This window comes from Pedobacter gandavensis (genome assembly GCF_032677645.1).
Classification (GTDB): Bacteria; Bacteroidota; Bacteroidia; order Sphingobacteriales; family Sphingobacteriaceae; genus Pedobacter; species Pedobacter gandavensis_A.
The window spans coordinates 260,380-280,721 of the sequence record NZ_JAVTSB010000004.1 but is presented as its reverse complement, the minus strand read 5'-3'; the positions used below and the strand labels follow the sequence as shown (position 1 = coordinate 280,721).

General features: G+C 40.1%; 23 protein-coding genes. 13 read left to right on the top strand and 10 right to left on the bottom strand.

What is annotated here, in order from left to right; genetic code table 11:
• Nucleotides 1-7: 7 nt before the first annotated feature.
• Entirely contained in the window at nt 8-1,477 is a 1,470-nt protein-coding gene (rpoN, locus tag R2Q66_RS08940; RefSeq protein WP_316748014.1) for an RNA polymerase factor sigma-54, read from the bottom strand.
• A 317-nt stretch (nt 1,478-1,794) separates the two neighbouring features.
• Here rpoN and mscL point away from each other — a divergent pair, with 317 nt between their 5' ends.
• A complete protein-coding gene (mscL, locus tag R2Q66_RS08935) occupies nt 1,795-2,238 on the top strand; it encodes a large conductance mechanosensitive channel protein MscL (RefSeq protein WP_316748012.1) in 444 nt (147 codons plus the stop codon).
• Between the two features lie 104 nt (nt 2,239-2,342).
• Here the strand turns inward: mscL and R2Q66_RS08930 are convergent, their stop codons facing one another.
• Nucleotides 2,343-3,212 carry a ChaN family lipoprotein gene (locus R2Q66_RS08930; RefSeq protein ID WP_316748010.1) on the bottom strand — a complete coding sequence of 290 codons (870 nt, stop codon included), beginning with the start codon at nt 3,210-3,212 and terminating at the stop codon, nt 2,343-2,345.
• 180 nt (nt 3,213-3,392) lie between these two features.
• Here R2Q66_RS08930 and R2Q66_RS08925 point away from each other — a divergent pair, with 180 nt between their 5' ends.
• From R2Q66_RS08925 to tsaB, 7 genes are all read left to right on the top strand, one after another.
• Nucleotides 3,393-4,166, top strand: a complete 774-nt coding sequence (locus R2Q66_RS08925; protein WP_316748008.1) for a LiaF transmembrane domain-containing protein — start codon at nt 3,393-3,395, stop codon at nt 4,164-4,166.
• A 37-nt stretch (nt 4,167-4,203) separates the two neighbouring features.
• Nucleotides 4,204-5,244 (top strand): sensor histidine kinase, encoded by a 1,041-nt coding sequence (locus R2Q66_RS08920; protein WP_316748006.1) that lies wholly within the window; start codon nt 4,204-4,206, stop codon nt 5,242-5,244.
• Nucleotides 5,244-5,981, top strand: a complete 738-nt coding sequence (locus R2Q66_RS08915) for a LytR/AlgR family response regulator transcription factor (protein ID WP_316748004.1) — start codon at nt 5,244-5,246, stop codon at nt 5,979-5,981. Before R2Q66_RS08920 ends, R2Q66_RS08915 begins: the two co-directional genes overlap by 1 nt.
• 109 nt (nt 5,982-6,090) lie before the next feature.
• Nucleotides 6,091-6,249, top strand: a complete 159-nt coding sequence (rpmH, locus tag R2Q66_RS08910; protein ID WP_073232865.1) for a 50S ribosomal protein L34 — start codon at nt 6,091-6,093, stop codon at nt 6,247-6,249.
• Nucleotides 6,250-6,312: 63 nt separating this feature from the next.
• Nucleotides 6,313-6,708 (top strand): ribonuclease P protein component, encoded by a 396-nt coding sequence (locus R2Q66_RS08905; protein WP_316747998.1) that lies wholly within the window; start codon nt 6,313-6,315, stop codon nt 6,706-6,708.
• A complete protein-coding gene (gene yidD, locus R2Q66_RS08900; RefSeq protein WP_182961045.1) occupies nt 6,692-6,925 on the top strand; it encodes a membrane protein insertion efficiency factor YidD in 234 nt (77 codons plus the stop codon). The genes R2Q66_RS08905 and yidD overlap by 17 nt, the downstream gene beginning before the upstream one ends.
• Before the next feature lie 23 nt (nt 6,926-6,948).
• Entirely contained in the window at nt 6,949-7,632 is a 684-nt protein-coding gene (gene tsaB, locus R2Q66_RS08895; RefSeq protein ID WP_316747996.1) for a tRNA (adenosine(37)-N6)-threonylcarbamoyltransferase complex dimerization subunit type 1 TsaB, read from the top strand.
• Nucleotides 7,633-7,655: 23 nt separating this feature from the next.
• Here tsaB and R2Q66_RS08890 read toward each other — a convergent pair whose 3' ends face one another.
• Together R2Q66_RS08890 and R2Q66_RS08885 are read right to left on the bottom strand one after the other, a co-directional pair.
• Nucleotides 7,656-9,065 (bottom strand): DUF5723 family protein, encoded by a 1,410-nt coding sequence (locus R2Q66_RS08890; RefSeq protein ID WP_316747993.1) that lies wholly within the window; start codon nt 9,063-9,065, stop codon nt 7,656-7,658.
• A gap of 55 nt (nt 9,066-9,120) precedes the next feature.
• Entirely contained in the window at nt 9,121-10,683 is a 1,563-nt protein-coding gene (locus R2Q66_RS08885; protein ID WP_316747991.1) for a hypothetical protein, read from the bottom strand.
• Nucleotides 10,684-10,775: 92 nt separating this feature from the next.
• Here R2Q66_RS08885 and R2Q66_RS08880 point away from each other — a divergent pair, with 92 nt between their 5' ends.
• From R2Q66_RS08880 to R2Q66_RS08870, 3 genes are all read left to right on the top strand, one after another.
• Nucleotides 10,776-11,165 (top strand): DUF423 domain-containing protein, encoded by a 390-nt coding sequence (locus R2Q66_RS08880; protein WP_316747989.1) that lies wholly within the window; start codon nt 10,776-10,778, stop codon nt 11,163-11,165.
• Between the two features lie 2 nt (nt 11,166-11,167).
• Complete coding sequence (priA, locus tag R2Q66_RS08875; protein ID WP_316747987.1) at nt 11,168-13,645, top strand: primosomal protein N'; 2,478 nt, start codon at nt 11,168-11,170, stop codon at nt 13,643-13,645.
• Nucleotides 13,646-13,730: 85 nt separating this feature from the next.
• On the top strand, nt 13,731-14,387 hold the full coding sequence (locus R2Q66_RS08870) for a protein-L-isoaspartate(D-aspartate) O-methyltransferase (protein ID WP_316747985.1): 657 nt from the start codon (nt 13,731-13,733) through the stop codon (nt 14,385-14,387).
• A gap of 18 nt (nt 14,388-14,405) precedes the next feature.
• Here R2Q66_RS08870 and smpB read toward each other — a convergent pair whose 3' ends face one another.
• The 3 genes from smpB to R2Q66_RS08855 form a co-directional block, all read right to left on the bottom strand.
• Nucleotides 14,406-14,855 (bottom strand): SsrA-binding protein SmpB, encoded by a 450-nt coding sequence (gene smpB / locus R2Q66_RS08865; protein ID WP_182961031.1) that lies wholly within the window; start codon nt 14,853-14,855, stop codon nt 14,406-14,408.
• 95 nt (nt 14,856-14,950) lie between these two features.
• The gene (locus R2Q66_RS08860; RefSeq protein WP_316747976.1) at nt 14,951-16,813 is read right to left on the bottom strand and encodes an Nramp family divalent metal transporter; all 1,863 of its coding nucleotides are present in this window, start codon (nt 16,811-16,813) and stop codon (nt 14,951-14,953) included.
• A 1-nt stretch (nt 16,814) separates the two neighbouring features.
• Nucleotides 16,815-17,468, bottom strand: coding sequence for a metal-dependent transcriptional regulator (locus R2Q66_RS08855; RefSeq protein WP_316747974.1), 654 nt, complete (start codon nt 17,466-17,468; stop codon nt 16,815-16,817).
• Between the two features lie 138 nt (nt 17,469-17,606).
• Between R2Q66_RS08855 and R2Q66_RS08850 the strand changes: the two genes are divergently transcribed.
• Complete coding sequence (locus tag R2Q66_RS08850; protein WP_048906633.1) at nt 17,607-18,077, top strand: Lrp/AsnC family transcriptional regulator; 471 nt, start codon at nt 17,607-17,609, stop codon at nt 18,075-18,077.
• Between the two features lie 101 nt (nt 18,078-18,178).
• Here R2Q66_RS08850 and ung read toward each other — a convergent pair whose 3' ends face one another.
• Nucleotides 18,179-18,856, bottom strand: a complete 678-nt coding sequence (ung, locus tag R2Q66_RS08845; RefSeq protein WP_316748183.1) for a uracil-DNA glycosylase — start codon at nt 18,854-18,856, stop codon at nt 18,179-18,181.
• Between the two features lie 21 nt (nt 18,857-18,877).
• Complete coding sequence (locus tag R2Q66_RS08840) at nt 18,878-19,390, bottom strand: thioredoxin family protein (protein ID WP_316747968.1); 513 nt, start codon at nt 19,388-19,390, stop codon at nt 18,878-18,880.
• Nucleotides 19,391-19,515: 125 nt separating this feature from the next.
• On the opposite strand from R2Q66_RS08840, the gene R2Q66_RS08835 reads away from it, so the two are divergent.
• On the top strand, nt 19,516-20,055 hold the full coding sequence (locus R2Q66_RS08835) for a DUF2892 domain-containing protein (protein WP_316747967.1): 540 nt from the start codon (nt 19,516-19,518) through the stop codon (nt 20,053-20,055).
• A gap of 45 nt (nt 20,056-20,100) precedes the next feature.
• On the opposite strand, the gene R2Q66_RS08830 is transcribed toward R2Q66_RS08835, so the two are convergent.
• Nucleotides 20,101-20,313: a hypothetical protein gene (locus tag R2Q66_RS08830; RefSeq protein WP_316747965.1), complete on the bottom strand. Its 213-nt coding sequence runs from the start codon at nt 20,311-20,313 to the stop codon at nt 20,101-20,103.
• Nucleotides 20,314-20,342 lie beyond the last annotated feature (29 nt).

Here is a 20,342-nt window from a genome sequence, read left to right as displayed (position 1 = left end):
TTATATTTTACAACTCTTTTCTTAAACGTGCCACCGGGATATTCATTTGTTCCCTGTATTTCGCAACCGTTCTTCTGGCAATATTGTATCCTTGTTCTTTCAGGATTTCCGTTAGCTTCTCATCAGCTAATGGTTTGCGCTTATCCTCGTTTCCAATACAGTCTTCAAGGATTTTCTTCACTTCCTTATTCGATACTTCTTCGCCGCTTTCCGTTTGGATCGCCTCAGAGAAGAAAGATTTCAATAGAAAAGTTCCGAATTCTGTTTGCACGTATTTTGAGTTAGCTACCCTCGAAACAGTAGAAATGTCCATGTCAATCTTATCGGCAATGTCTTTTAAGATCATCGGACGCATTTTGCGTTCATCGCCGGTTAACAGGTACTCATATTGGTATTGCATGATGGCGTTCATTGTTTTTAACAAAGTCTGCTGTCTTTGCTTAATGGCATCAATAAACCATTTTGCAGAATCCAGCTTCTGTTTTACAAATTGAACCGCCTCTTTTAATTTTTTATCTTTTTGTGCTGCTTTGTCATAATGATCAAACATATCGATGTAAGAGCGGCTCACACGTAGTTCAGGCGCATTTTTTGAATTTAGCGTCAGAATTAAAGTGCCGTCATTATTGCTTACATGAAAATCTGGAATAACCTGCAGTTGTTTGGTAGTCACTTGATTGGAGTCTCCCGGCTTAGGGTTTAAGCGTAGAATTTCTGCAATAATCTCTTTCAGGTCCTCACTGTTCAGCCCTAAAGCTTTTTCGAGCTTATCGTAGTGCTTTCTGGTAAACTCATCCAGGTAGTTTTCTACGATGATAATGGCTTTCTGAATGATCGGATTGGAAAGGTCTTTGCGTTTTAACTGTAAAGTCAGACATTCCTGTAAGTCTCTGGCAGCAATTCCCGGAGGGTCAAAGCTTTGGATCACTTTCAGCATTTCTAAAACATCTTCTTCTTCTACCATCGCATTTTGTGAAAATGCAAGGTCGTCGATCATCGAAGTAATAGGTCTGCGCAGATAACCATCGTCATCTAAACTGCCGATGATTTGCTTTCCAATGATAAAATCCTGATCGGATAAGGGAACCAGGTCTAACTGTTCCTGTAAACTTTCAAAAAAAGTACTCTCAATTGCAATCGGAGTCTCTTTCTTCTCTTCGTCATCCTCATTGTTATAGGAGGTGCTATAATCGTTTACATTGTCGTCCTGTAAATAATCATCTACATTAAACTCATCCGTGTTTTCTTCCTTCGCTGCCGGATCAAAATCTTCAGGAGTATCATTTAGGTCATCATATTCGCTTTTCGGCTCCTCAGCTATCATTAAGCTGGGATCTTCAAGTGCTGGATTTTCCTCTAATTCTTCTTTAATTCTGGTATCTAATGCAACGGTAGGTACTTGCAGCAATTTAATAAATTGGATTTGCTGAGGGGAGAGCTTTTGAAGAAGTTTTTGTTGTAGATGTTGTTTAAGCATGTTTTTATCAAAGCGGTATTTAAGTACCCGTTCCAAAAATACGAAATTGGTTTACATATAAACTATCAAGACAAAGTATTATTGTGTGTTTAGTAGTAATAAAGGGAATTAGAAATCAGGTTTTCTTAAAACATTTTCCATTATTCTCTTTTCGATCTCTATAATGAGCCCTAAAAAGAGCTTTCTTTTGCCCTCAGTACCTGGTGATTATTCTGATAAGCTGTAAATGGAGTAGGGAATAGATACAATAGATGCAGTTTTTGAAAATAATTAACTACTTTTATTAGGACGTTTAACATCTAAAACTAATACTACTTATGAGTTTTGTAAAAGAATTTAAAGAATTTGCAGTCAAAGGCAATGTGATTGACCTGGCTGTCGGTGTAATTATTGGGGGTGCTTTCGGAAAGATTGTGACTTCCATGGTCAATGACCTGATTATGCCCCCGATTAGTTTACTGATCGGCGATAAGGGATTTGCCAATTTCTATATCCCGCTAAGTGCGAAGGTAAGAGAATTTGTAGCCACTAATCCGACCGCCTCTCTGGAAGATGCAAGGAAAATGGGTCCTGTGTTTGCCTGGGGAAACTTTGCAACAGAGGTGATCAATTTCCTTATTCTGGCTTTCATCATTTTCCTAATGGTAAAAGCAATCAATAAAATGAAAAGAAAAGAGGAAGCAGCTCCTGCTCCAGCTCCTGCACCAACACAAGAAGAAGTACTACTTACCGAGATTCGCGATTTACTGAAAAACAAGTAAGCCTTTTCTATAAATTATTATAACCACCTGATTGGGATTTGATTCATTGCCTATGAAGCAATCTATCCCGATCAGGTGGTTTTTTTATGCGGGTTTACAGGCGTTTAAAAGGTTCTTTTAACGGTTGGGTCTGTCAGGATGATATAATCACCAAGTTGGTTGTATTTGGACCAGTCTGGCGTGTTAAAGTCTTCGCCTGAAAAACAGGAGATGTTCGCTGTTTTTAGTTTAGGCATCAGGGTTTTTAATTTAGCTAAGGTTCCCAGCTGCTCATCACTATGAAAACGGCCGTTCAATTGAAAAACTTTAGCGCCTTTATGGCTTTTCAGGTACTTGGCAATGGACCAGGACATGGTGGCATCCCAAAGGTTTTGCGTCTGGTAGATTTTCATGCTACCCATGCCATGACCGCCAAGCATGTCTATAAACTTATGATAGTATTTTCCTGTTGCGGTGTCCACAGGCAGGGGAGGAAGAAAAGAACGGGAGCTTTCCGGAAACTGTTCCAGTATGGATAATCCTGATTTACTCACAGCATTGCTGTAGCGTGTGGCCGCATTGGCCGCGATAACCGGTAAATGATTTGCTTTTGCGTATTCAATCATCGGTTTATAGTCTTCATAGTTTTTCCAGACTCTGGCTTCTTTAATAAAGTTTTTCTCCGAAATCAATCCCGCCAGGTATTCCTCCATCACGGGCTGAATGTCGGTATGGAACATTTCTAAACTTAAAACGGTTTTTGGATAGCTGCTGCTGAGGTTTTTATAGATTTCAAATTCCAGGAGGTGACCAATCGAATCGTTGTGCTCTTCTCCGAAAAATAATACGTCTACTTCTTTCATATCATGGAGTAATTCGTTGAGCTGGATGACTTTTTGATTTTTTACATCATATACTTTATAAGCTGCTGTTGGTGTCTGTGCGATTGAAAATAAGGGTAGAGCGCAAAACAATGCAATTATTAGTTTTTTCATAAATCAGGACGTGTTCTTTTGTTAATTAGAATTATTCCAAATTAACGAATAATTTTTACCGATAAAAAATGGGGTTTTACCGACTATACTGCCCATTCTGTGTAATTGCCGTTTGTAAATGAGGGTTGATCTGTTACATTTGAGTAGAAAACACATAAATAAACGAATAAATTGATAACCATGGAAAAGTGGAACGAGGGTAAAAAAAACAATAGTACATGGGCTGGCTTGGTTCTTTTGGGGATTGGACTGGTATTTCTGTTAAGAAATATGGGTATTGATTTGCCGCATTGGGTATTGAGCTGGCATACGCTTTTGATCATTATCGGATTGCTGGTTGGCTTTAAAAGAAATTTTGAAGGCAAGGGTTGGCTGATCATGGTGCTGGTGGGTGGATATTTCACTTTAGGAGATATCGTAGATGGGAATGTGTCAAAATATTATTTTGCAGTCGCCCTGATTGTAATGGGATTATATTTGATCTTTAAACCGAAATCAAGCCGCATCAGCGGGGAGAAATGGAAAAAGAAAAAGGCTATGGAATTTCCTTTTAATGAGGGCGATGCTGGTCAGGAGCCGGTTGAAGAGCCGAAAGCAGGGGAGTGGGTGGATGAAAATGATGTGGTCGCTGCGGTATGCGTGTTTGGCGGTGCAGATCAGCATGTGTATTCTAAGAATTTTAAAGGGGGAGAAATGGTCGCTGTTTTTGGAGGCTGTAATGTTAACCTGACTCAGGCAGATTTTGAAGGTGCAATTGTGCTGGAGGTTATCGCTGTTTTTGGAGGTGTTAAAATTATTATTCCTTCCAGCTGGATTGTAAAGTCGGAAGTGACCGCGATTTTTGGTGGGGTAGAAGATAAAAGGGGCCCGGTGATGCTTTCAGATGGGGGAACTAAGATTGTGAAAATTACCGGTCTGGCCATGTTTGGAGGGGTAGAGATTCGCAACTTTTAATTAAAAACACAATTTTCAGCAGCCTAAACCAATTGTTTTGACCAACAGACCACTCGCTAATAAGAACATTAAACGATATGCACTGGCAATTTTTTTAGCCTGGAGCTCAGTATTTGTCTTGCTTTACTATTTTACTTTAAATTTTAACTGGTATATATCTGCTGCCGATAGCCTCGTTACCAACGGGCTATTGGCTTTGGCTTGCATGATTTTAAGCAATATGCTTGGTTATTATCAACCAAAAAATGAAACCATTCTGTTTGTATTGGTGATCACACTGATGCTGGCCGGAGTGATTACTTTTGTCAGTAATGTAGCCCTTTCTTATCTGTTTGCTGAGGAGCTGACGTACCGGAGCTTTTTACAGTTATCGCTGATTTTAAGGTTTATTATTGTCTTTATTTTCCTCGCCTGGTGTGCGGTAGCCAATATTTTATGGTACCGCCTGGAAGAACAATCCGCCAGTCAGGAGCGCTTGCTTATCGCCCAGAATCTCAGCAAAGAAGCAGAGTTGAATAAATTGCGCCACCAGTTACAACCTCATTTTCTTTTCAATAGTCTCAATTCTGTTTACGCATTGACGATCATGAATCCCACAGAAGCAGGGAATATGATCCTGAAACTGGCTTCTTTTTTAAGAGGAAACCTAAAAAGAGATGATGAGATCTGGGTGAAGGTAGAAGAGGAAATGGAGTATATTCAACTCTACCTCGATATTGAAAAAGTACGCTTTAGTCACCGTTTAAATATTGAGCTGAAAGTTGCAGAAGAAACCTTAGATTTATGCCTGCCAGGTACTCTTCTACAGCCTATTGTGGAGAATGCGATTAAATTTGGCTTGTACAATACCGCTGCCGCGATTACGATTTCCATTTTTGTGAAAGTAGAAAATAACAGGCTGGTGATTACGGTACAAAATCCATTTGATCCGGAAATGAGGGCGACAGGTGGGACGGGATTCGGATTATCGGCCATCAAACGAAGGTTATACCTGTTGTTTGGTGATGAACAATTGCTCCAAACCAGGGCTACAGAAGATAATATATATATAACAACGCTAAAAATACCTCAGAAATAATGATGAGAACCATTTTAATTGATGATGAATCCCTGGCCAGGGATATCGTAAAACATTATCTGAGCAGCTTTCCCGATATTGAGGTAGTTGCGGAGTGTAGCGACGGCTTCGAAGGAATTAAAGCCATTACACAGCACCAGCCGGACTTTATTTTCCTGGACATCCAAATGCCTAAGATCAATGGTTTTGAGATGCTGGAGTTGGTAGAACAGCACCCTGCGGTAATCTTTACCACTGCCTTTGATGAATTTGCCATAAAAGCTTTTGAAGTAAATGCCGTAGACTATTTATTGAAGCCGATTGAAAAAAGTAGGTTTGACCTGGCGATACAAAAGTTGCCGGCACGCTTAAATCAGACGGAACAGTACAGTCGCGAGCTGTTAGATGCGGCCTCGCTGAACCCCGTTCAGCAGAATAGAGTGGTTGTAAAGAAGAATGGGATCATAAAAATCATCGCTGTAGCAGATATTCATTACCTCGAAGCAGACGACGATTATGTGAAGTTAAGCACTACTGAAGGCGCTTTTCATAAGAACAAGACGATGAGCTTTTTTGAACAAACGTTAGAATCTTCACAATTTATTCGTATTCATCGATCATATATCATAAATTTGGCCCAGGTGACAAAGATAGAATTGAAAGAAAAGGACAGTTATATTGTTCTTTTGAAATCTGACATATGGCTTCCGGTAAGTAAAACGGGCTATATTAAACTTAAAGCAGCGCTTGGTTTGTAAGATTTTAAGGAAAAATGCAAACTACCTTGAATTCTATTTGCAATTAAAATAAAATCAACCTATATTTGCACCTCTTATTTAAAAAAATAGTCTAAGATATAATACAGTTATGAAAAGAACATTCCAACCTTCGCAAAGAAAGAGAAGAAACAAACACGGCTTCCGCGAAAGAATGGCTACAGCAAACGGTAGAAGAGTATTAGCTTCTCGTCGTGCAAAAGGAAGAAGTAAGCTATCAGTTTCTGACGAACGTCGTCACAAAGCATAATTTTTGATTGCAGCTCGTTAAGTGTTAGCGGATCAAAATATCTGCAAACTTGCGATCAAAAACATGAACACATTTAATAAAGAAGAACGGTTATGTAGTAGAAAACTTTTAGATCTACTATTTAAAGACGGTTCTTCTTTTTTATTATACCCATTCCGCATTTCTTATCGCTTTGTAGATGTGCCGCATAGTTTCCCTGCTCAGGTAGTGATCAACGCACCTAAGAAACGCTTCAAAAGAGCGGTCGACAGGAACCTGATCAAGCGGAGGATTCGTGAGGTGTATCGTTTGCAAAAACAAACCGTGCTGTATCCGGCTTTGGAAGGATCAGAACAGCTCCTGATTTTTTCTATCCAATACGTAGGTAAGAAAATCTATGAGTTCTCGTTTTTGGAGAAGAAAATGGAGGGTGCTTTGAAAAGGTTAATCGGCAACATCAAAAATGATCAGGGCAGTTAAATTGGTGATCGGTTGGTTCTTTTTAGGACTAATTAAGCTATATCAATGGTTTATATCGCCGTTATTGGGTGCTAATTGCCGTTTTACGCCTACCTGTTCCCAGTATGGAATAGAAGCGATAAAAAAGCACGGCCCTTTTAAAGGAGGATGGTTAACTTTGAAGCGGATTGGACGTTGTCACCCCTGGGGCGCACATGGCCATGATCCTGTTCCTTAATCCTGAATATTTACATTTATCCGATGATCACCATACTTCAAATCGAAACCGCTACACAAGTTTGTTCTGCCGCAATCTCTCAGGATGGGAAAACCATTGCCCTGAAAGAAGAAATGGCCAGTAATATTCATGCGGGAAGCCTTACTTTATTCATTCAATCTGTAATGAATAGCGCCGGACTAAAGTTCTCTGAACTGGATGCGATTGCCGTAAGTAAAGGACCGGGCTCTTATACCGGATTGAGAATTGGAGTGTCAACCGCTAAAGGTCTTTGCTTTGCATTAGATAAGCCCTTAATCGCAATTGATACTTTGCAAATGATGGCCGGAGGTTTTTTGAAAGCCGAACCGCTTCATGAAGGATTGGTTTGCCCGATGATTGATGCCCGAAGAATGGAAGTGTTCACCGCCGTTTTTGATGCGCAACTGGATTACGTATCCCCTGTAGAAGCGAAAATTATTGATGAACAAAGCTTTGAAAGCTTGTTAACGGCGCAAAAAGTTACCTTTATTGGTGATGGTGCCGCAAAATGCGCAGAGACATTACAACATGAAAATGCGCATTTTTCTACTGCCAATTTTAATTCCGCAGGCAATATGAGTGCGCTGGCTATGGCTGCTTACACACAAGGTAAGTTTGTAGATGTGGCTTATTTCGAGCCATTTTACTTAAAAGACTTTGTGTTTACAACGCCAAAAAAGAAGTAAGTACTAAAACCTCTTTCTTACAGTTATTTCTTTTTAGAGAAGATACTAAACATACGCTTGAATAAACCTGGAGATTCTTCTCCGATACCCGGCATTGTACTGCTGTTTTGCGGGTGCTCCACATGATTTCCGAACTTTATTCCAATACCAAAATATACGGATGCACCGTTATATCCGGTACCAATAGTGGCATCTTTATTTAGGATTCCCTGTACCTGACTGGTGGTTTTTAATACATCATCCGAACCCAGAAATACTTCGAAATTAGGGGTCTGATACATGGTTTGAAGTCCGAGGTAAAATAGCTGATGGAAATTGTAAGTAGGACTAGCCGATACAGAAAAGCTATTATACCTGAATTTATTAACCATCACGGCATCCCCACCTGTAAAGAACAGATCTTTAGACACAATGAAGGATGGAGTCCATAGTCCGAAGCTTTTGGAGAGCATCACATCTATCTTTGCATTGGTAGCCGAGTAAAAACCACGTCTTTCCGGATCTTTAAGTAGTGCATCACTCAGGCGGTTTTGAAATTGTTGTTTGCTGTCGGCAGTTCCTTCTATTTCAATAATTTCATTGACATTTTTAGTATAAGAGTCGCTATTCCAGCGGATGAATCCAAGGTCTTTAAGGTTGGCCATCAGAAAATAACCGCTTTTACTTTGATAGGAAGTACCAAAACTGATTGATGCACCCGGATTTCTGAAGGTTGGCATAAAGGTATTGGTGCTTAGTTCATTGACGTCTTTAAAGGTACTGCGGTAATTTCCGACAAACCGGGCACTTAAAAGACCGTTAGTTTGGTTGATATCCAGATCGGAGTCTGTGATTTTTAATTGGTTGTAACTGGTTCCACTCAAGAGACTTAGTTTTGCACCAAAAGACAATCTCTTCGTGTAATTTTCTCTGTAAGTGACACTGAATTGATGGTAAGTCTGCGCATATCCCTTGTCATTAAAGGCACCGCTTTTAGGCATCTCATTTTCCAGTCGGGGATAGTTATCTACAAGCACCAGGCTTTCATTGGTGTATTTGAGGAGACCATCCGTTCTGAGCTGCCAGGAGAAGCCCAACTCTTTCTGGTATTTGTAGGAGTTAAATATTTTAAGCGTCAACAGGTAGGCATTGGTATGCTGATACACGGTATTGAGGCTTTTCTGTCCTAGTGGGACATTTGCTGTGTTGTAAATCTGCTCGTTAAATAATTTACGAACAAAATCGGAATTACCCTTACTGGCGGCGTTTATTCCCAGATAGGGCAATAAAAAATTAGAGGCATATTGCCTGGAAGAATCCAGGGTAAAGACCTTTTGAGCGGGGTTTTCAAAACCATCAAATAGTGTTTTGGTATTGAAAAGACCATATTGTTGTGCCATTAGCTGCTGGGCGCATAAGATCAACAGGAGAATAGGGAGCGCTTTTTTCAACATATTTTGTTATTTGCTTAACAAACTTGATGATTATTAATCATTTATGGTGAAGATATTAAAATTCTTTTTCTGAATTAATAAACTTGTTTATCAGCAGATTTGTTTGAAATTTCCCGTGATCTCCGGATAATTGATAAACAAGGGAGGCATAGTTTTTCAATGCTTTCTCCTTATTGAATTGGCTGAAAAAGGGGGCGTTTACATTTTTAGCGAATATATTACGGGAATTCTGATGGTCTATGTAGAAATTAAGGTTGGAACTATTTGGTAGCTGGTTGCTCATATTGATGAATCCAGTAGTGTTGATCAACAATTTATTCTCTCTGTAGTCACCTAAAAAGGATTGTAAGGTAGCAGGAGTATTGGCGAAAACCAGATAATTATCGAGGATGGTATAATAAGGCTTTTTAAATGCTTGAAAAGGCAGTCCGAAGTAAGTGTATAACAAGTCTGGTTCTTTGAATAATTTCAGGTCTTCGGAGTAATCTTCGCTCAAATCAATCAGCAACTGATCTAGTTTATCCCCATTGCTTAGGTTAATGGCACCTAGTTTTTCGCCGGTACTCAATTGAAAAGTCATCATTTGATTCTGAAAGTATTTCGGAAACAGCAATTCCAGGTTTAAATGGTATTTCTGGTTGATGGCTTCCACTAGTTTCAATTTTTTCTGATCTTTTTTTTGATGGGTAAACCATTGCTCCAGCTTTTTACTCCAGGGTTCATATTTATCCAGGGCATAGCTGGTATAATTAGCCGTACCCTCCGGTAAAATATTCTGGATACTCATTTTCTGTGGACTTTCTTCCGAAAACAACTGATAATAGCTGTTGGGGTTATTGAAATTGGTGGTTCCGGTGAAGAGCACCTTTTCATTGCTGAAATTATAGGTTAAATGAGCAAAAGCATCCTGTTGATTCAGGATCGCAAGTTCGCCGCTTAAACTTCCGGTGATTATGGGTTTAAGTAATGCAGGGATGCGGTTGAAATTAACATACAGTTGCGCAAGACTGTTTTTTGATAATTTACTGCCTGATTTGATATAATCTGCAAATTTGTCATCGTTTTTATCCAGCGGTTTTGACAATATGGTTTGGACAGGTTCCGGACGATTGGACAAGAGGATTAAGTGGTTTTTGATACCCAGGTAAAAAATACTGCTGTCGGCTAAGGTTAATTTGAGCTGTCCTGCGGTGCTGTCTACTTGTATGGCGGCAGTTTTTAAGGCATGAAATAGTTGTATTTTACTGATGTCTTTATCGCTCTGCGTACTGATGATGAAATCCATTGCTTTGCCCTTTCCCGGAAGAATGCCCAGGTAAACCGTTTGTTTTTGGGTAATTCCGTTTAATGTGGGACTGGCAAGGACTTGTTCTTTTAAGGATTGTAAGGCTTTGAATTTCTCCGCGCCCATGATTTCCTCAAAATTATCCTGTCCTTTTAAAAGATCCAGTACGCTTTTATCCTGTTCAAAGGAGAAGATAAAACCGGATTCACTGACTGCGGCATAGAGGCTCAGGTCGGACTCTGCATGAGCCGTATTTAGTTTGGAAAAATATAAATAGGCCATGGTCACGATGGCTGTTAGGAGGGTGATGATGCTAAGTAGGATCTTTTTCATTGCTGTCCTTACAAATTTAATTTATTAAGTTGGGATTACTAAGAAAATGCAGCCAGGTTTCTTAATTTTGGAAGATTAAAAAAGCCGATTTTATGAGCAACAGACCTATTATTTTAACCGCCTCTCTATTTGGATTAACAGCAGTCATATTAGGTGCCTTCGGTGCCCATGGTTTAAAAAGCCAGGTCAGCCCCGAAGCATTGGAAATATGGAGTAAAGGAGTGGAATACCAGTTTTATCATACTTTCGCTTTGTTGTTTCTTTCGCAGCTGAGTATGAATCAACCTAAGCTACTTAAACTAGCTTACATTTTCTTTACATCAGGAATTATCCTGTTCTCAGGATCATTATACTTATTAGCCACCAGAGAGATTACCCATATTGGGTTTGGTGCTGTTTTAGGACCAATTACACCGATTGGTGGATTATTGTTCATTCTTGGATGGGGAAGTTTGTTTTTCGCCGCTTCAAATAATAAGTAAGCATGAGTTCTGGTCAACTGGAATTCGAAGAAAGGGAAACGCTTTTTATCGAGGTGATCCTGCCACTTTCTCTGGCGAAAAATTACATTTACAGGGTGCCTTTTGAACTGAATGATCAGGTGGCAATAGGAAAGCGCGTGGTGGTTCAGTTCGGGAAAAGTAAGATTTATACGGCACTGATTAAAAGTATCAGTCAGCAGGCTCCGGAAATTTATCAGGCGAAATACATCATTGATGTGGTTGATGAGCATCCGGTTATTACCAGTTCGCAATTGGAATTCTGGGATTGGATGACGAGCTATTACCTTTGTAATGAGGGTGAAGTGATGTCTGCCGCCTTGCCTGCCGGTTTGAAGCTAGCCAGTGAAACCATCATCGTCCTGAAAGAGGAATTTCCTCAGGATGGAGAAGTGCTCAACCTGAAACAGGAAACACTGATCAATGCCTTAAAAGTACATGGTCGTCTTACGATAGATCAGGTTTCTACTTTATTAGGACAGAAAACCGTGTACCCCATCATCAATACGTTACTGGACAAGGAAATGGTTTATATCGCCGAAGAGGTGATTGAAAAGTATAAACCCTTGCTGAAATCATTCGTTACGCTGCATTCTTTTTATCAGGAAGAGGAGAATTTGAAACAATTGTTTGCGGTGCTGGAAAGGGCGCCGAAGCAAATGAATGCCCTGATGACCTTTTTAAAGATGTCCAGGCAACAAGGAGTAATTCCGAAGGCACAACTGCTGGAAGAGAGTGATTGTGGGCCAGCGGCGCTGAAAACGTTGATGGATAAAGAGGTTTTTGTGATCGAGAAGAAGCCGGTGAGCAGGCTCAAAGACCAGGACGAGGATTTTGTGCTGAATTTTGAGCTGAGTGAAAACCAGCAACTGGCTTTGACACAAATTGAAACTGAATTTGAAAAGAAAGATGTGGTGTTATTACATGGGGTCACCGCCTCAGGTAAAACACAAGTCTATATCAGATTGATTGAAAAAGCAATTGAAAACGGTGGACAGGTCTTGTTCCTTTTACCGGAAATTGCTTTGACTACCCAGATTGTAGAGCGGATCCAACGTTATTTTGGGGATGCCATTGGGGTTTATCACTCTAAATTTAACAACAATGAAAGGGTAGAAATCTGGAATAAGGTACTGAACGGTAAATATAGGATCGTTTTAGGTGCCAGGTCTGCGGTTTTCCTGCCTTTCCAGAACTTAAAGCTGATTGTAATTGATGAAGAGCATGAATCTTCTTACAAGCAGCAGGAGCCAGCTCCACGTTATCAGGCGAGGGATGCGGCAGTGTATCTGGCTTGGTTGCATAAAGCAAAGGTGGTTCTGGGTTCGGCAACACCATCTATTGAAAGTTACTTTAATGCCCTGCATCAGAAGTATGGACTCGTCACCATGTCTGAAAGATTTGGTGGGGTAGCGCTACCTGTTCAGGAGGTGATCAGTATATCAGAAGAGACTAAAAAGAAAAAGATGATTTCCTATTTCTCTACCAAACTAGTGGAAGAGATTGAAGAAACGTTGAAATTAAAAGAGCAGGTGATCCTGTTTCAAAACAGACGTGGTTATGCTACGATCCTGATTTGTGCAACTTGTGGCTATGCCCCAAAATGTGTGAGTTGCGATGTAAGTTTAACCTACCATAAGACCAGTGGTAAATTGCATTGCCATTATTGCGGATACCATCAAAATAGTATCAATGTTTGTCCGGCTTGTGGTTCTGTACATATTGAGCAAAAAGGTTTTGGAACGGAAAGGGTAGAAGAGGAGCTGTCGCTGATCTTCCCTGAAGCGAAAATCGCGAGGTTAGATGTAGACAGTACGCGGACGAAAAATGGACTGCAACAGATCATTTCCGATTTCCAGGAGAAGAAAACAGACATCCTGATTGGTACTCAAATGGTAGCTAAAGGTCTGGATTTTGACAATGTGACCCTGATTGGCGTCATCAACGCTGATACTTTATTGAACTATCCGGATTTCAGAGCATTCGAAAGAAGCTATCAGCTGCTGGCACAGGTGGCCGGTAGAGCAGGAAGAAGGGATAAACAAGGAAAGGTGATCATCCAGGCTTACGATGACAAACACAGGATCATTACGCAGGTAATTGACAATAAATATCAGGAAATGTATACGGATGAAATTCGCGAGAGAAGAGAATTTCAGTATCCGCCATTTACCAGGGTTATTTTTGTCAATATCAAGCATAAAGACATGAATCTGCTGAATGTTGCCGCACAAAAATTCGCGAATGTGTTGAAAGGCCATTTGGGAAGTCGGGTATTAGGTCCGGAGCAACCGATGGTGGGCAGAATCAGGAATTATTATATTAAACAAATCATCATTAAAACCGATAAAAATACGGCCATCACCAAAGTGAAATCGATACTTAAAGACGTTATTTTGCAATTTCAGGCAGAAAAAGAGTACCGTGGCGCAATTGTTCAGGTGGATGTAGATCCTTACTAGTTTTATTGAGATTGATACTGTGCGGATTAGCGTTTAGCAGCCGATTAAGTGGGTGCATTAGTTTTCAAAAACCTATTTTTGAGTAATGGCATATAAGTTTGTAGATAATTACAGGGAGCGGGGAGCGAGAAAAAGATTGGTTACTCATCTTGAGGGTAGAGGTATCACTGATAAAAAGGTGCTGGAAGCCATTGGGAAAGTACCACGTCATTTTTTCTTCGATGAAACTTTCTGGGCTCAGGCTTATAAAGATATCGCCTTTCCAATTGGCGATGGTCAAACCATTTCACAACCTTATACGGTAGCTTATCAAAGCGAATTGCTTCATATCAAAAAAGGGGATCAGGTATTGGAAATCGGTACAGGTTCTGGTTATCAGACTTGTGTATTAATGGAGTTGGGCGCCAATGTATATACCATTGAACGCCAGGAAAGCATTTACCGCCATACCATTCGTGTTTTGCCTGGAATGGGGTATAATGCGCATTTCTTCTTTGGCGATGGCTCTAAAGGCATCGCTGAACATGCTCCTTATGATAAGATTATTGTGACTGCCGGTGCACCATTTGTCCCTGAAATTCTATTGAAACAACTGAAAATCGGTGGTATTCTTGTCATTCCTGTAGGCGATGAGCATAGCCAGAAAATGGTGACCGTAATCCGCGCAAGCGAAACAGATTACGATAGGATTGAGCTGGATACCTTCCGTTTTGTGCCCTTAGTGGGAGATCAGGCCTGGTAAATTAATAAACCAGGTTCCTTATTCTTTCATTGCACGATCCATTTCTCTTTTGGATTCTCTGTCTTTGATGCTATCTCTTTTGTCGAATTCTTTCTTACCCTGAGCCAAAGCAATCTGGATCTTTGCATAACCTCTGTCGTTCGTGTAAATCCTCAAAGGAACGATGGTATAGCCTTTTTCCTCACTTCTGAACTTTAGCTTTTTAAGTTCTTTCTTATGAAGTAGCAATACCCTGTCGCGCTTAATGTCATGATGGTGGAAAGAGCTGTGGCTATATTCGGAAATATGTAAGTTTCTAACGTAAAGAACATCTCCTATGAACATGCAGAAGGCATCGGACATATTTGCTTTACCTTGTCTGATGGCTTTAATTTCGGTACCCAACAGGGCTAATCCGGCATTGAATTCCTCTACAATATGGTAATCGAAGTAAGCTCTTTTATTTTTAATCTGGATGTCGTTCTTCATTGGTCTTAATTTTTACAAATCCGGCATAGATATATTCTATGCCGGATTTTATAAGAATACCGCTAATATCCGAAAGAAATAGGGATTTCTGAATTTTATCGGACAATTAATACCGGAATAGTTACTTTATGTCTTACTGAGTTGACTGTGGTTCCCAAAATCAGGTCTTTTAAGCCTTGGTGGCCATGCGCACCCATCACTAATAACTCCAGATTGTTTTGTTTACTGATTTCCACAATTGCCGCTACGGTACCTCCATAGCCTATGTGCGCGGTAGATTTATACCCCAGCTCTTTTAGATTTGCACGGTATTTCTCCAGGTTTTCCGCATCGCTTAAGGTTTCTGCATCTAAGGCCGCTTCGCCATGGTATCGTGCAACAGCAGTTTCTACTACATGAATCAGGTAGTAGTGTGCCTGTTTTCCACCTTGAGTGAGGGCATGACGAATGGTATTTCTATCATTTTTAGAAAAGTCAACGGTAATGCCGATATGTGCATATTTGATTTTTTGAACTTCTTCTATATCCAGAGCTTCGCCATGTGGCGCATTGTGTTGCCCTTCTTTGGCTTTGCTCAATAGCGGATAAATGAAAACATATAATAACAATAAGCCAATCAAAATGGCTGCAGGAATCACCAATACATATAAATACCAACTGTGGCTATTGCTGGTCCAGGTGCCAATTTCTTCCATAACCAGTTTCACATTTAATGCTACAATGACAATAGAACTGATCCATGCCAGGGCTTTCACCCATGGTTTGATGGCAAAGCCTTTCATCGTTTTTTTATCAGAAGTGAAGTGAATCAGTGGGATGACTGCAAAACCGAGTTGTAAACTCAGGACCACCTGACTCAGGATCAGTAAACCGCCCAGCGCATCATCTCCAAGAATTAAAATGGTAAAGAAAGCCGGGATAATCGCGAGTAAACGAGTGATTAAACGGCGTAACCAAGGTTGGATTCTTAGCTTTAAATGGCCCTCCATTACGATTTGTCCGGCAAGGGTACCGGTAACCGTTGAACTTTGTCCGGCAGCAATTAAAGCGATGGCAAATAGGGCCGGGGCCACATCTCCGAAGATGTTTTGCAAGAGCCTATGTGCGTCCTGAATCTCCGCAACCTCATGTAAGCCGTTTTTATAAAAGGCCGCTGCTGCAAGAATCAGTATGGCTGCGTTGACAAAAAACGCCAGGTTTAAGGCGACCGCAGTATCAATGAAGTTGAATTTAATGGCTTCTTTGATGCCTTTCTCATCCCGCTCAAACTTTCTGGTCTGCACCAAAGAGGAATGAAGGTATAGATTATGTGGCATTACCGTTGCCCCAATGATACCGATCGCTATGTATAAAGCGTCTCCTGATAGCATGGAAGGTTCAAATCCTTTTACGATTTCTTTTAAGTTCGGTTCTACGATAAACATTTCCACGAGGAAGGAAAGGCCGACAATAAATACCATGGAAACGATAAAAGCTTCCATTTTACGCATGCCTTTATTGAGCAGAAATAATAATAGTACGGTATCAAATATGGTTACACTGATTCCCCATATTAAGGGCAATCCGAATAAAAGTTGTAAACCAATGGCCATACCAATGATTTCCGCCAGATCGCAGGCGATAATGGCCGTTTGAGCAAGACCGAATAAAGGAATGTTAATCCATTTGGGATAGGCATTCCTGGATGCCTGGGCTAAATCCAGGCCCCTGACGATACCTAACCGGGCACTTAAAGACTGTAGCAACAAGGCTATCAGGTTAGACATTAACAGAATCCAGATCAGCTGGTATCCGAATTTACTACCCCCGGCAATATCTGTGGCCCAGTTTCCCGGATCCATATAACCGACACTCACCAAATAAGCAGGGCCAATGAATGATAAAATACGACGCCAGCCTTTACGCTTGCTGGTGTCTACACTTTGATTTACTTCGCTTAGAGATTCGGAATGCTTCATGTTAAATCCTGATGAGTATGTGCTTGGCTATTTCCCGGGTTACACTGATCTTTTTATTTTCTACTATAATTTCTACTGAGCCATCAAAATCATTTATGGTACTCAGGGTTAATGATTTTCCTAAAGTAAGTCCTAGTTTTTCCAGGTGTTTCAAAAAAGCGGAGGAATGTTCACTCACGCCCATAATCAATCCCTGGTTGTCTTTTTTAAGCTTACTGAGTTTTATAAATGGTACGAAATCAAAATTCCCGTTTTTGTCAGGAATCGGATCCCCATGCGGATCATTTTTTGGGAAAGCCAGAAATTCATCCAGACGTTCTACTAGTTCCGGAGAATTGATGTGTTCCAGTTCTTCTGCAATGTCATGAACTTCATCCCATTTAAAATTTAGTTTTTCCACCAGAAATACTTCCCAAAGCCGGTGCTTTCTGATTACATTGATCGCTGTTTGTCTGCCACGAGCGGTCAAACGTGCACCCTGGTACTTTTTGTAATCGATCAGTTCCTTCTCCGAAAGCTTCCTGAGCATATCAGTTACGGAAGCAGCTTTGGTTTGCATTTTTTCAGCAATCGCATTGGTTTGTACAGCCCCCTCATTGTTCTCCGATAAATGGTAGATGATTTTCAGGTAGTTCTCTTCAGTGAATGATTGCATTTTTATTTGTCTAACTAAATGTTTAGACAAATCTAAAAAATTAAAGAGAAATAAACTGCAATTATTTGTACGATTTTTAGAATAAAATTTGGTGTTTTTGGTGTTGATAGCCTACCTTTGACTATATTTTAAACACAGATGGCAGCAGAACTAGATAAAACAGACTTTAAAATACTGAAACTACTACAAGAGAACGGTAGGATTACCAATCTTCTTTTATCCCAGGAAATCGGACTTTCTCCGGCACCAACCTTAGAAAGGGTACGTAAACTGGAAATGTCGGGTTTCATAAAAAGTTATCATGCCTTAGTGGATGAAGAAAAACTAGGGTTAGGAATCAAAACCTTTATCCAGGTTCAATTAGATTTTCATAAGAACAATACCATTCAGATTTTCCTTGATGAGGTGAACCAAATCAAAGAAATTACAGAATGTCACCATGTAACCGGACAGGCAGATTTTTTGTTAAAGGTTTACGTGAACGATATCAAAGCTTATGAACGTTTGATCATGGATAAGATCAGTAAGATCTCCGTGGTGAAAACTTTTCAAACGATGATGATTATGTCTACGACAAAGAAAGAACCTATTGTTCCTTTGGAGTACTAAAATTGTTTCTTCCACCTAATTCAATTAGGAAAAACAGGGGGGATCCTGTTTTTGGATCAAAAGGGGTTATTCAATGTAGGTTGAATTGCCCCTTTTGTTTTTTAGCTGATTTGCCAGTCGATTGGACGTTCTCCTTGTTTTATCAATTGGGCATTGGTTTTTGAAAAGGGCTGACTGCCAAAAAAACCAGTGTATGCAGAGAAAGGAGAGGGGTGTGGCGCAATAATCACGGTGTGCTTACTCGTATCTATCAAAACGATTTTCTTTTGAGCATAGGCGCCCCAGAGTATGAAAACTAATCCGGTTCTTTTTTCGGATAATTCCGTGATGATCTTGTCGGTAAACATTTCCCAGCCTTTTTTCTGGTGAGAACCTGGTGTTCTTGCCCTCACAGTTAAGGTGGCGTTCAGTAAAAGTACTCCCTGGTCTGCCCATTGGGTCAGGTTTCCATGATCAGGTGTCTTAAAACCTTCAATATCTGTGCTGAGTTCTTTATAGATGTTCTTTAATGATGGGGGAACGGTTACTCCCTTTTGCACGGAAAAGGATAAGCCATGTGCCTGCCCCGGGCCATGATAGGGATCCTGTCCTAAAATCACCACCTTCACTTTATCGAATGGCGTATGGTCTAAGGCATTAAATACATCTGTGCTTTTGGGATAGATTTCGTGTCCCTGTTGCTTTTCTTCCAGTAAAAATGTTTTTAAAGCTTTCATGTAGGCTTCGTCAAACTCCGGCTCCAAATGGGTTAGCCAGCTTTTATCTAAATTCAGCGGCATATCTATATCAACAAACATATTTTATTTTTTCGCGAAGATACTTAACATATCTTTTTCAAGCGTTACTATTGGTGTTTCTGTAATGCGGCCCAGCTCCTTTCCGTTTTCAGTTACGATGAAAGTAGGGACATGGGAAATATTCATTCCGTCTATCAGCCCGTTTTCGGCTTTTTTACTGTGGTCTACACAAATCAAGGTGATATCTGATTCTTTAAAGTTTAAGGCATCCAGCATTTTGTAAAAATGAGGGACCTGTAACTGACTGTCACCACACCAGGTTCCCATCACAATTGTGATTTTCTTATCCTTCATTAAAGGCTGGAGGGCGGCCAATGTAGGCTGATCTGGTTGATAGGCCGGATATTCTATGTCATACTTATGCTGTGTATCTGATAAGGCTTGTAAACCAGCCCTGCTGCAGATGTTGATCAATCCGGTGACCTTCCCGGTATCGTCTTTGGTTTTCTTGTTGATTTCTTGTGAACTGGCTGTCATGGCAAATAATAATAGCGTAAAGGTAATTAACTTTTTCATCACAGATTTGGCTTGGTTTCTTAGGTTGATAGGGATAATTATCCTTTTCTTTTGTTGAATTTATAAATTAAATCTGCTTTTTGTGATATAAACACGATATTTGCAAAAAATAATTTAAAAGGAATATGCCAAATATAGTTCGCCTTATTATAGGTTTCGCAGTGTTAGGAGGGGCCATCGCCCTGATGGTTTTCGGTTTATGGGGATGGGGAATTTTAGCGTTTTTCATCAGTCTTTTAATCGGGGTAACTTACTTCTTCAATGAGAATATGTTACTTGCTCAATGGTATTTAAGAAAAGACAACATGCCTAAATCGGAAGTTTTCTTAAGAAGAATTACTGATTATGAGAAACAATTGATTAGAGCACAACATGGTTATTACAACTTGTTGATCGGTTTAATTGAATCCAGAAAAACACCAATGGCTTCTGAGAAATACTTCAAGAAAGCACTTGCATTGGGAATGACCATGGACCACAACATCGCATTGGCTAAGTTAAGCCTTGCGGGAATTGCAATGGGAAAGAGAAATAAAAGAGAAGCGCAGATGTACCTAACGGAAGCGAAGAAAGCCGATAAGAATAAATTACTTGCTGACCAGATCAAACAGATGAAAGATCAAATGGGAATGATGGACAGACAACAACAAGTAAGATACAAATAGGAATATTTAAGAATTGAATAAAAAGCCACATGAGAATGTGGCTTTTTATTTTTCACTCAATCTGTCAAAGTTTTCATAATTGCGTTCATTTGATCTGCTGATGATATCGCCTTCTTGTTCTTCTTTCTTTTTGCTGAAGAACAATTGCTCCGACTGGATTCTTTTAATCAGCTGACGGATTAAAGTCAGGTCGAACTCTTCTTTGTTGAGCTTAATGCAGTATTCGTTTTCTGTGATTTCTAAACTTGAGCTATACATATTTTCTGTGTTTTAAATATGCTCTAAAT

What these genes read in the sequence shown, in the direction of transcription:
- rpoN (WP_316748014.1), bottom strand. Translation starts at nt 1,477, where the DNA reads ATGCTTAAACAACATCTACAACAAAAACTTCTTCAAAAGCTCTCCCCT.
- mscL (WP_316748012.1), top strand. Translation starts at nt 1,795, where the DNA reads ATGAGTTTTGTAAAAGAATTTAAAGAATTTGCAGTCAAAGGCAATGTG.
- R2Q66_RS08930 (WP_316748010.1), bottom strand. Translation starts at nt 3,212, where the DNA reads ATGAAAAAACTAATAATTGCATTGTTTTGCGCTCTACCCTTATTTTCA.
- R2Q66_RS08925 (WP_316748008.1), top strand. Translation starts at nt 3,393, where the DNA reads ATGGAAAAGTGGAACGAGGGTAAAAAAAACAATAGTACATGGGCTGGC.
- R2Q66_RS08915 (WP_316748004.1), top strand. Translation starts at nt 5,244, where the DNA reads ATGATGAGAACCATTTTAATTGATGATGAATCCCTGGCCAGGGATATC.
- rpmH (WP_073232865.1), top strand. Translation starts at nt 6,091, where the DNA reads ATGAAAAGAACATTCCAACCTTCGCAAAGAAAGAGAAGAAACAAACAC.
- R2Q66_RS08905 (WP_316747998.1), top strand. Translation starts at nt 6,313, where the DNA reads ATGAACACATTTAATAAAGAAGAACGGTTATGTAGTAGAAAACTTTTA.
- yidD (WP_182961045.1), top strand. Translation starts at nt 6,692, where the DNA reads ATGATCAGGGCAGTTAAATTGGTGATCGGTTGGTTCTTTTTAGGACTA.
- tsaB (WP_316747996.1), top strand. Translation starts at nt 6,949, where the DNA reads ATGATCACCATACTTCAAATCGAAACCGCTACACAAGTTTGTTCTGCC.
- R2Q66_RS08890 (WP_316747993.1), bottom strand. Translation starts at nt 9,065, where the DNA reads ATGTTGAAAAAAGCGCTCCCTATTCTCCTGTTGATCTTATGCGCCCAG.
- R2Q66_RS08885 (WP_316747991.1), bottom strand. Translation starts at nt 10,683, where the DNA reads ATGAAAAAGATCCTACTTAGCATCATCACCCTCCTAACAGCCATCGTG.
- R2Q66_RS08880 (WP_316747989.1), top strand. Translation starts at nt 10,776, where the DNA reads ATGAGCAACAGACCTATTATTTTAACCGCCTCTCTATTTGGATTAACA.
- priA (WP_316747987.1), top strand. Translation starts at nt 11,168, where the DNA reads ATGAGTTCTGGTCAACTGGAATTCGAAGAAAGGGAAACGCTTTTTATC.
- R2Q66_RS08870 (WP_316747985.1), top strand. Translation starts at nt 13,731, where the DNA reads ATGGCATATAAGTTTGTAGATAATTACAGGGAGCGGGGAGCGAGAAAA.
- smpB (WP_182961031.1), bottom strand. Translation starts at nt 14,855, where the DNA reads ATGAAGAACGACATCCAGATTAAAAATAAAAGAGCTTACTTCGATTAC.
- R2Q66_RS08860 (WP_316747976.1), bottom strand. Translation starts at nt 16,813, where the DNA reads ATGAAGCATTCCGAATCTCTAAGCGAAGTAAATCAAAGTGTAGACACC.
- R2Q66_RS08855 (WP_316747974.1), bottom strand. Translation starts at nt 17,468, where the DNA reads ATGCAATCATTCACTGAAGAGAACTACCTGAAAATCATCTACCATTTA.
- R2Q66_RS08850 (WP_048906633.1), top strand. Translation starts at nt 17,607, where the DNA reads ATGGCAGCAGAACTAGATAAAACAGACTTTAAAATACTGAAACTACTA.
- ung (WP_316748183.1), bottom strand. Translation starts at nt 18,856, where the DNA reads ATGCCGCTGAATTTAGATAAAAGCTGGCTAACCCATTTGGAGCCGGAG.
- R2Q66_RS08840 (WP_316747968.1), bottom strand. Translation starts at nt 19,390, where the DNA reads ATGAAAAAGTTAATTACCTTTACGCTATTATTATTTGCCATGACAGCC.
- R2Q66_RS08835 (WP_316747967.1), top strand. Translation starts at nt 19,516, where the DNA reads ATGCCAAATATAGTTCGCCTTATTATAGGTTTCGCAGTGTTAGGAGGG.
- R2Q66_RS08830 (WP_316747965.1), bottom strand. Translation starts at nt 20,313, where the DNA reads ATGTATAGCTCAAGTTTAGAAATCACAGAAAACGAATACTGCATTAAG.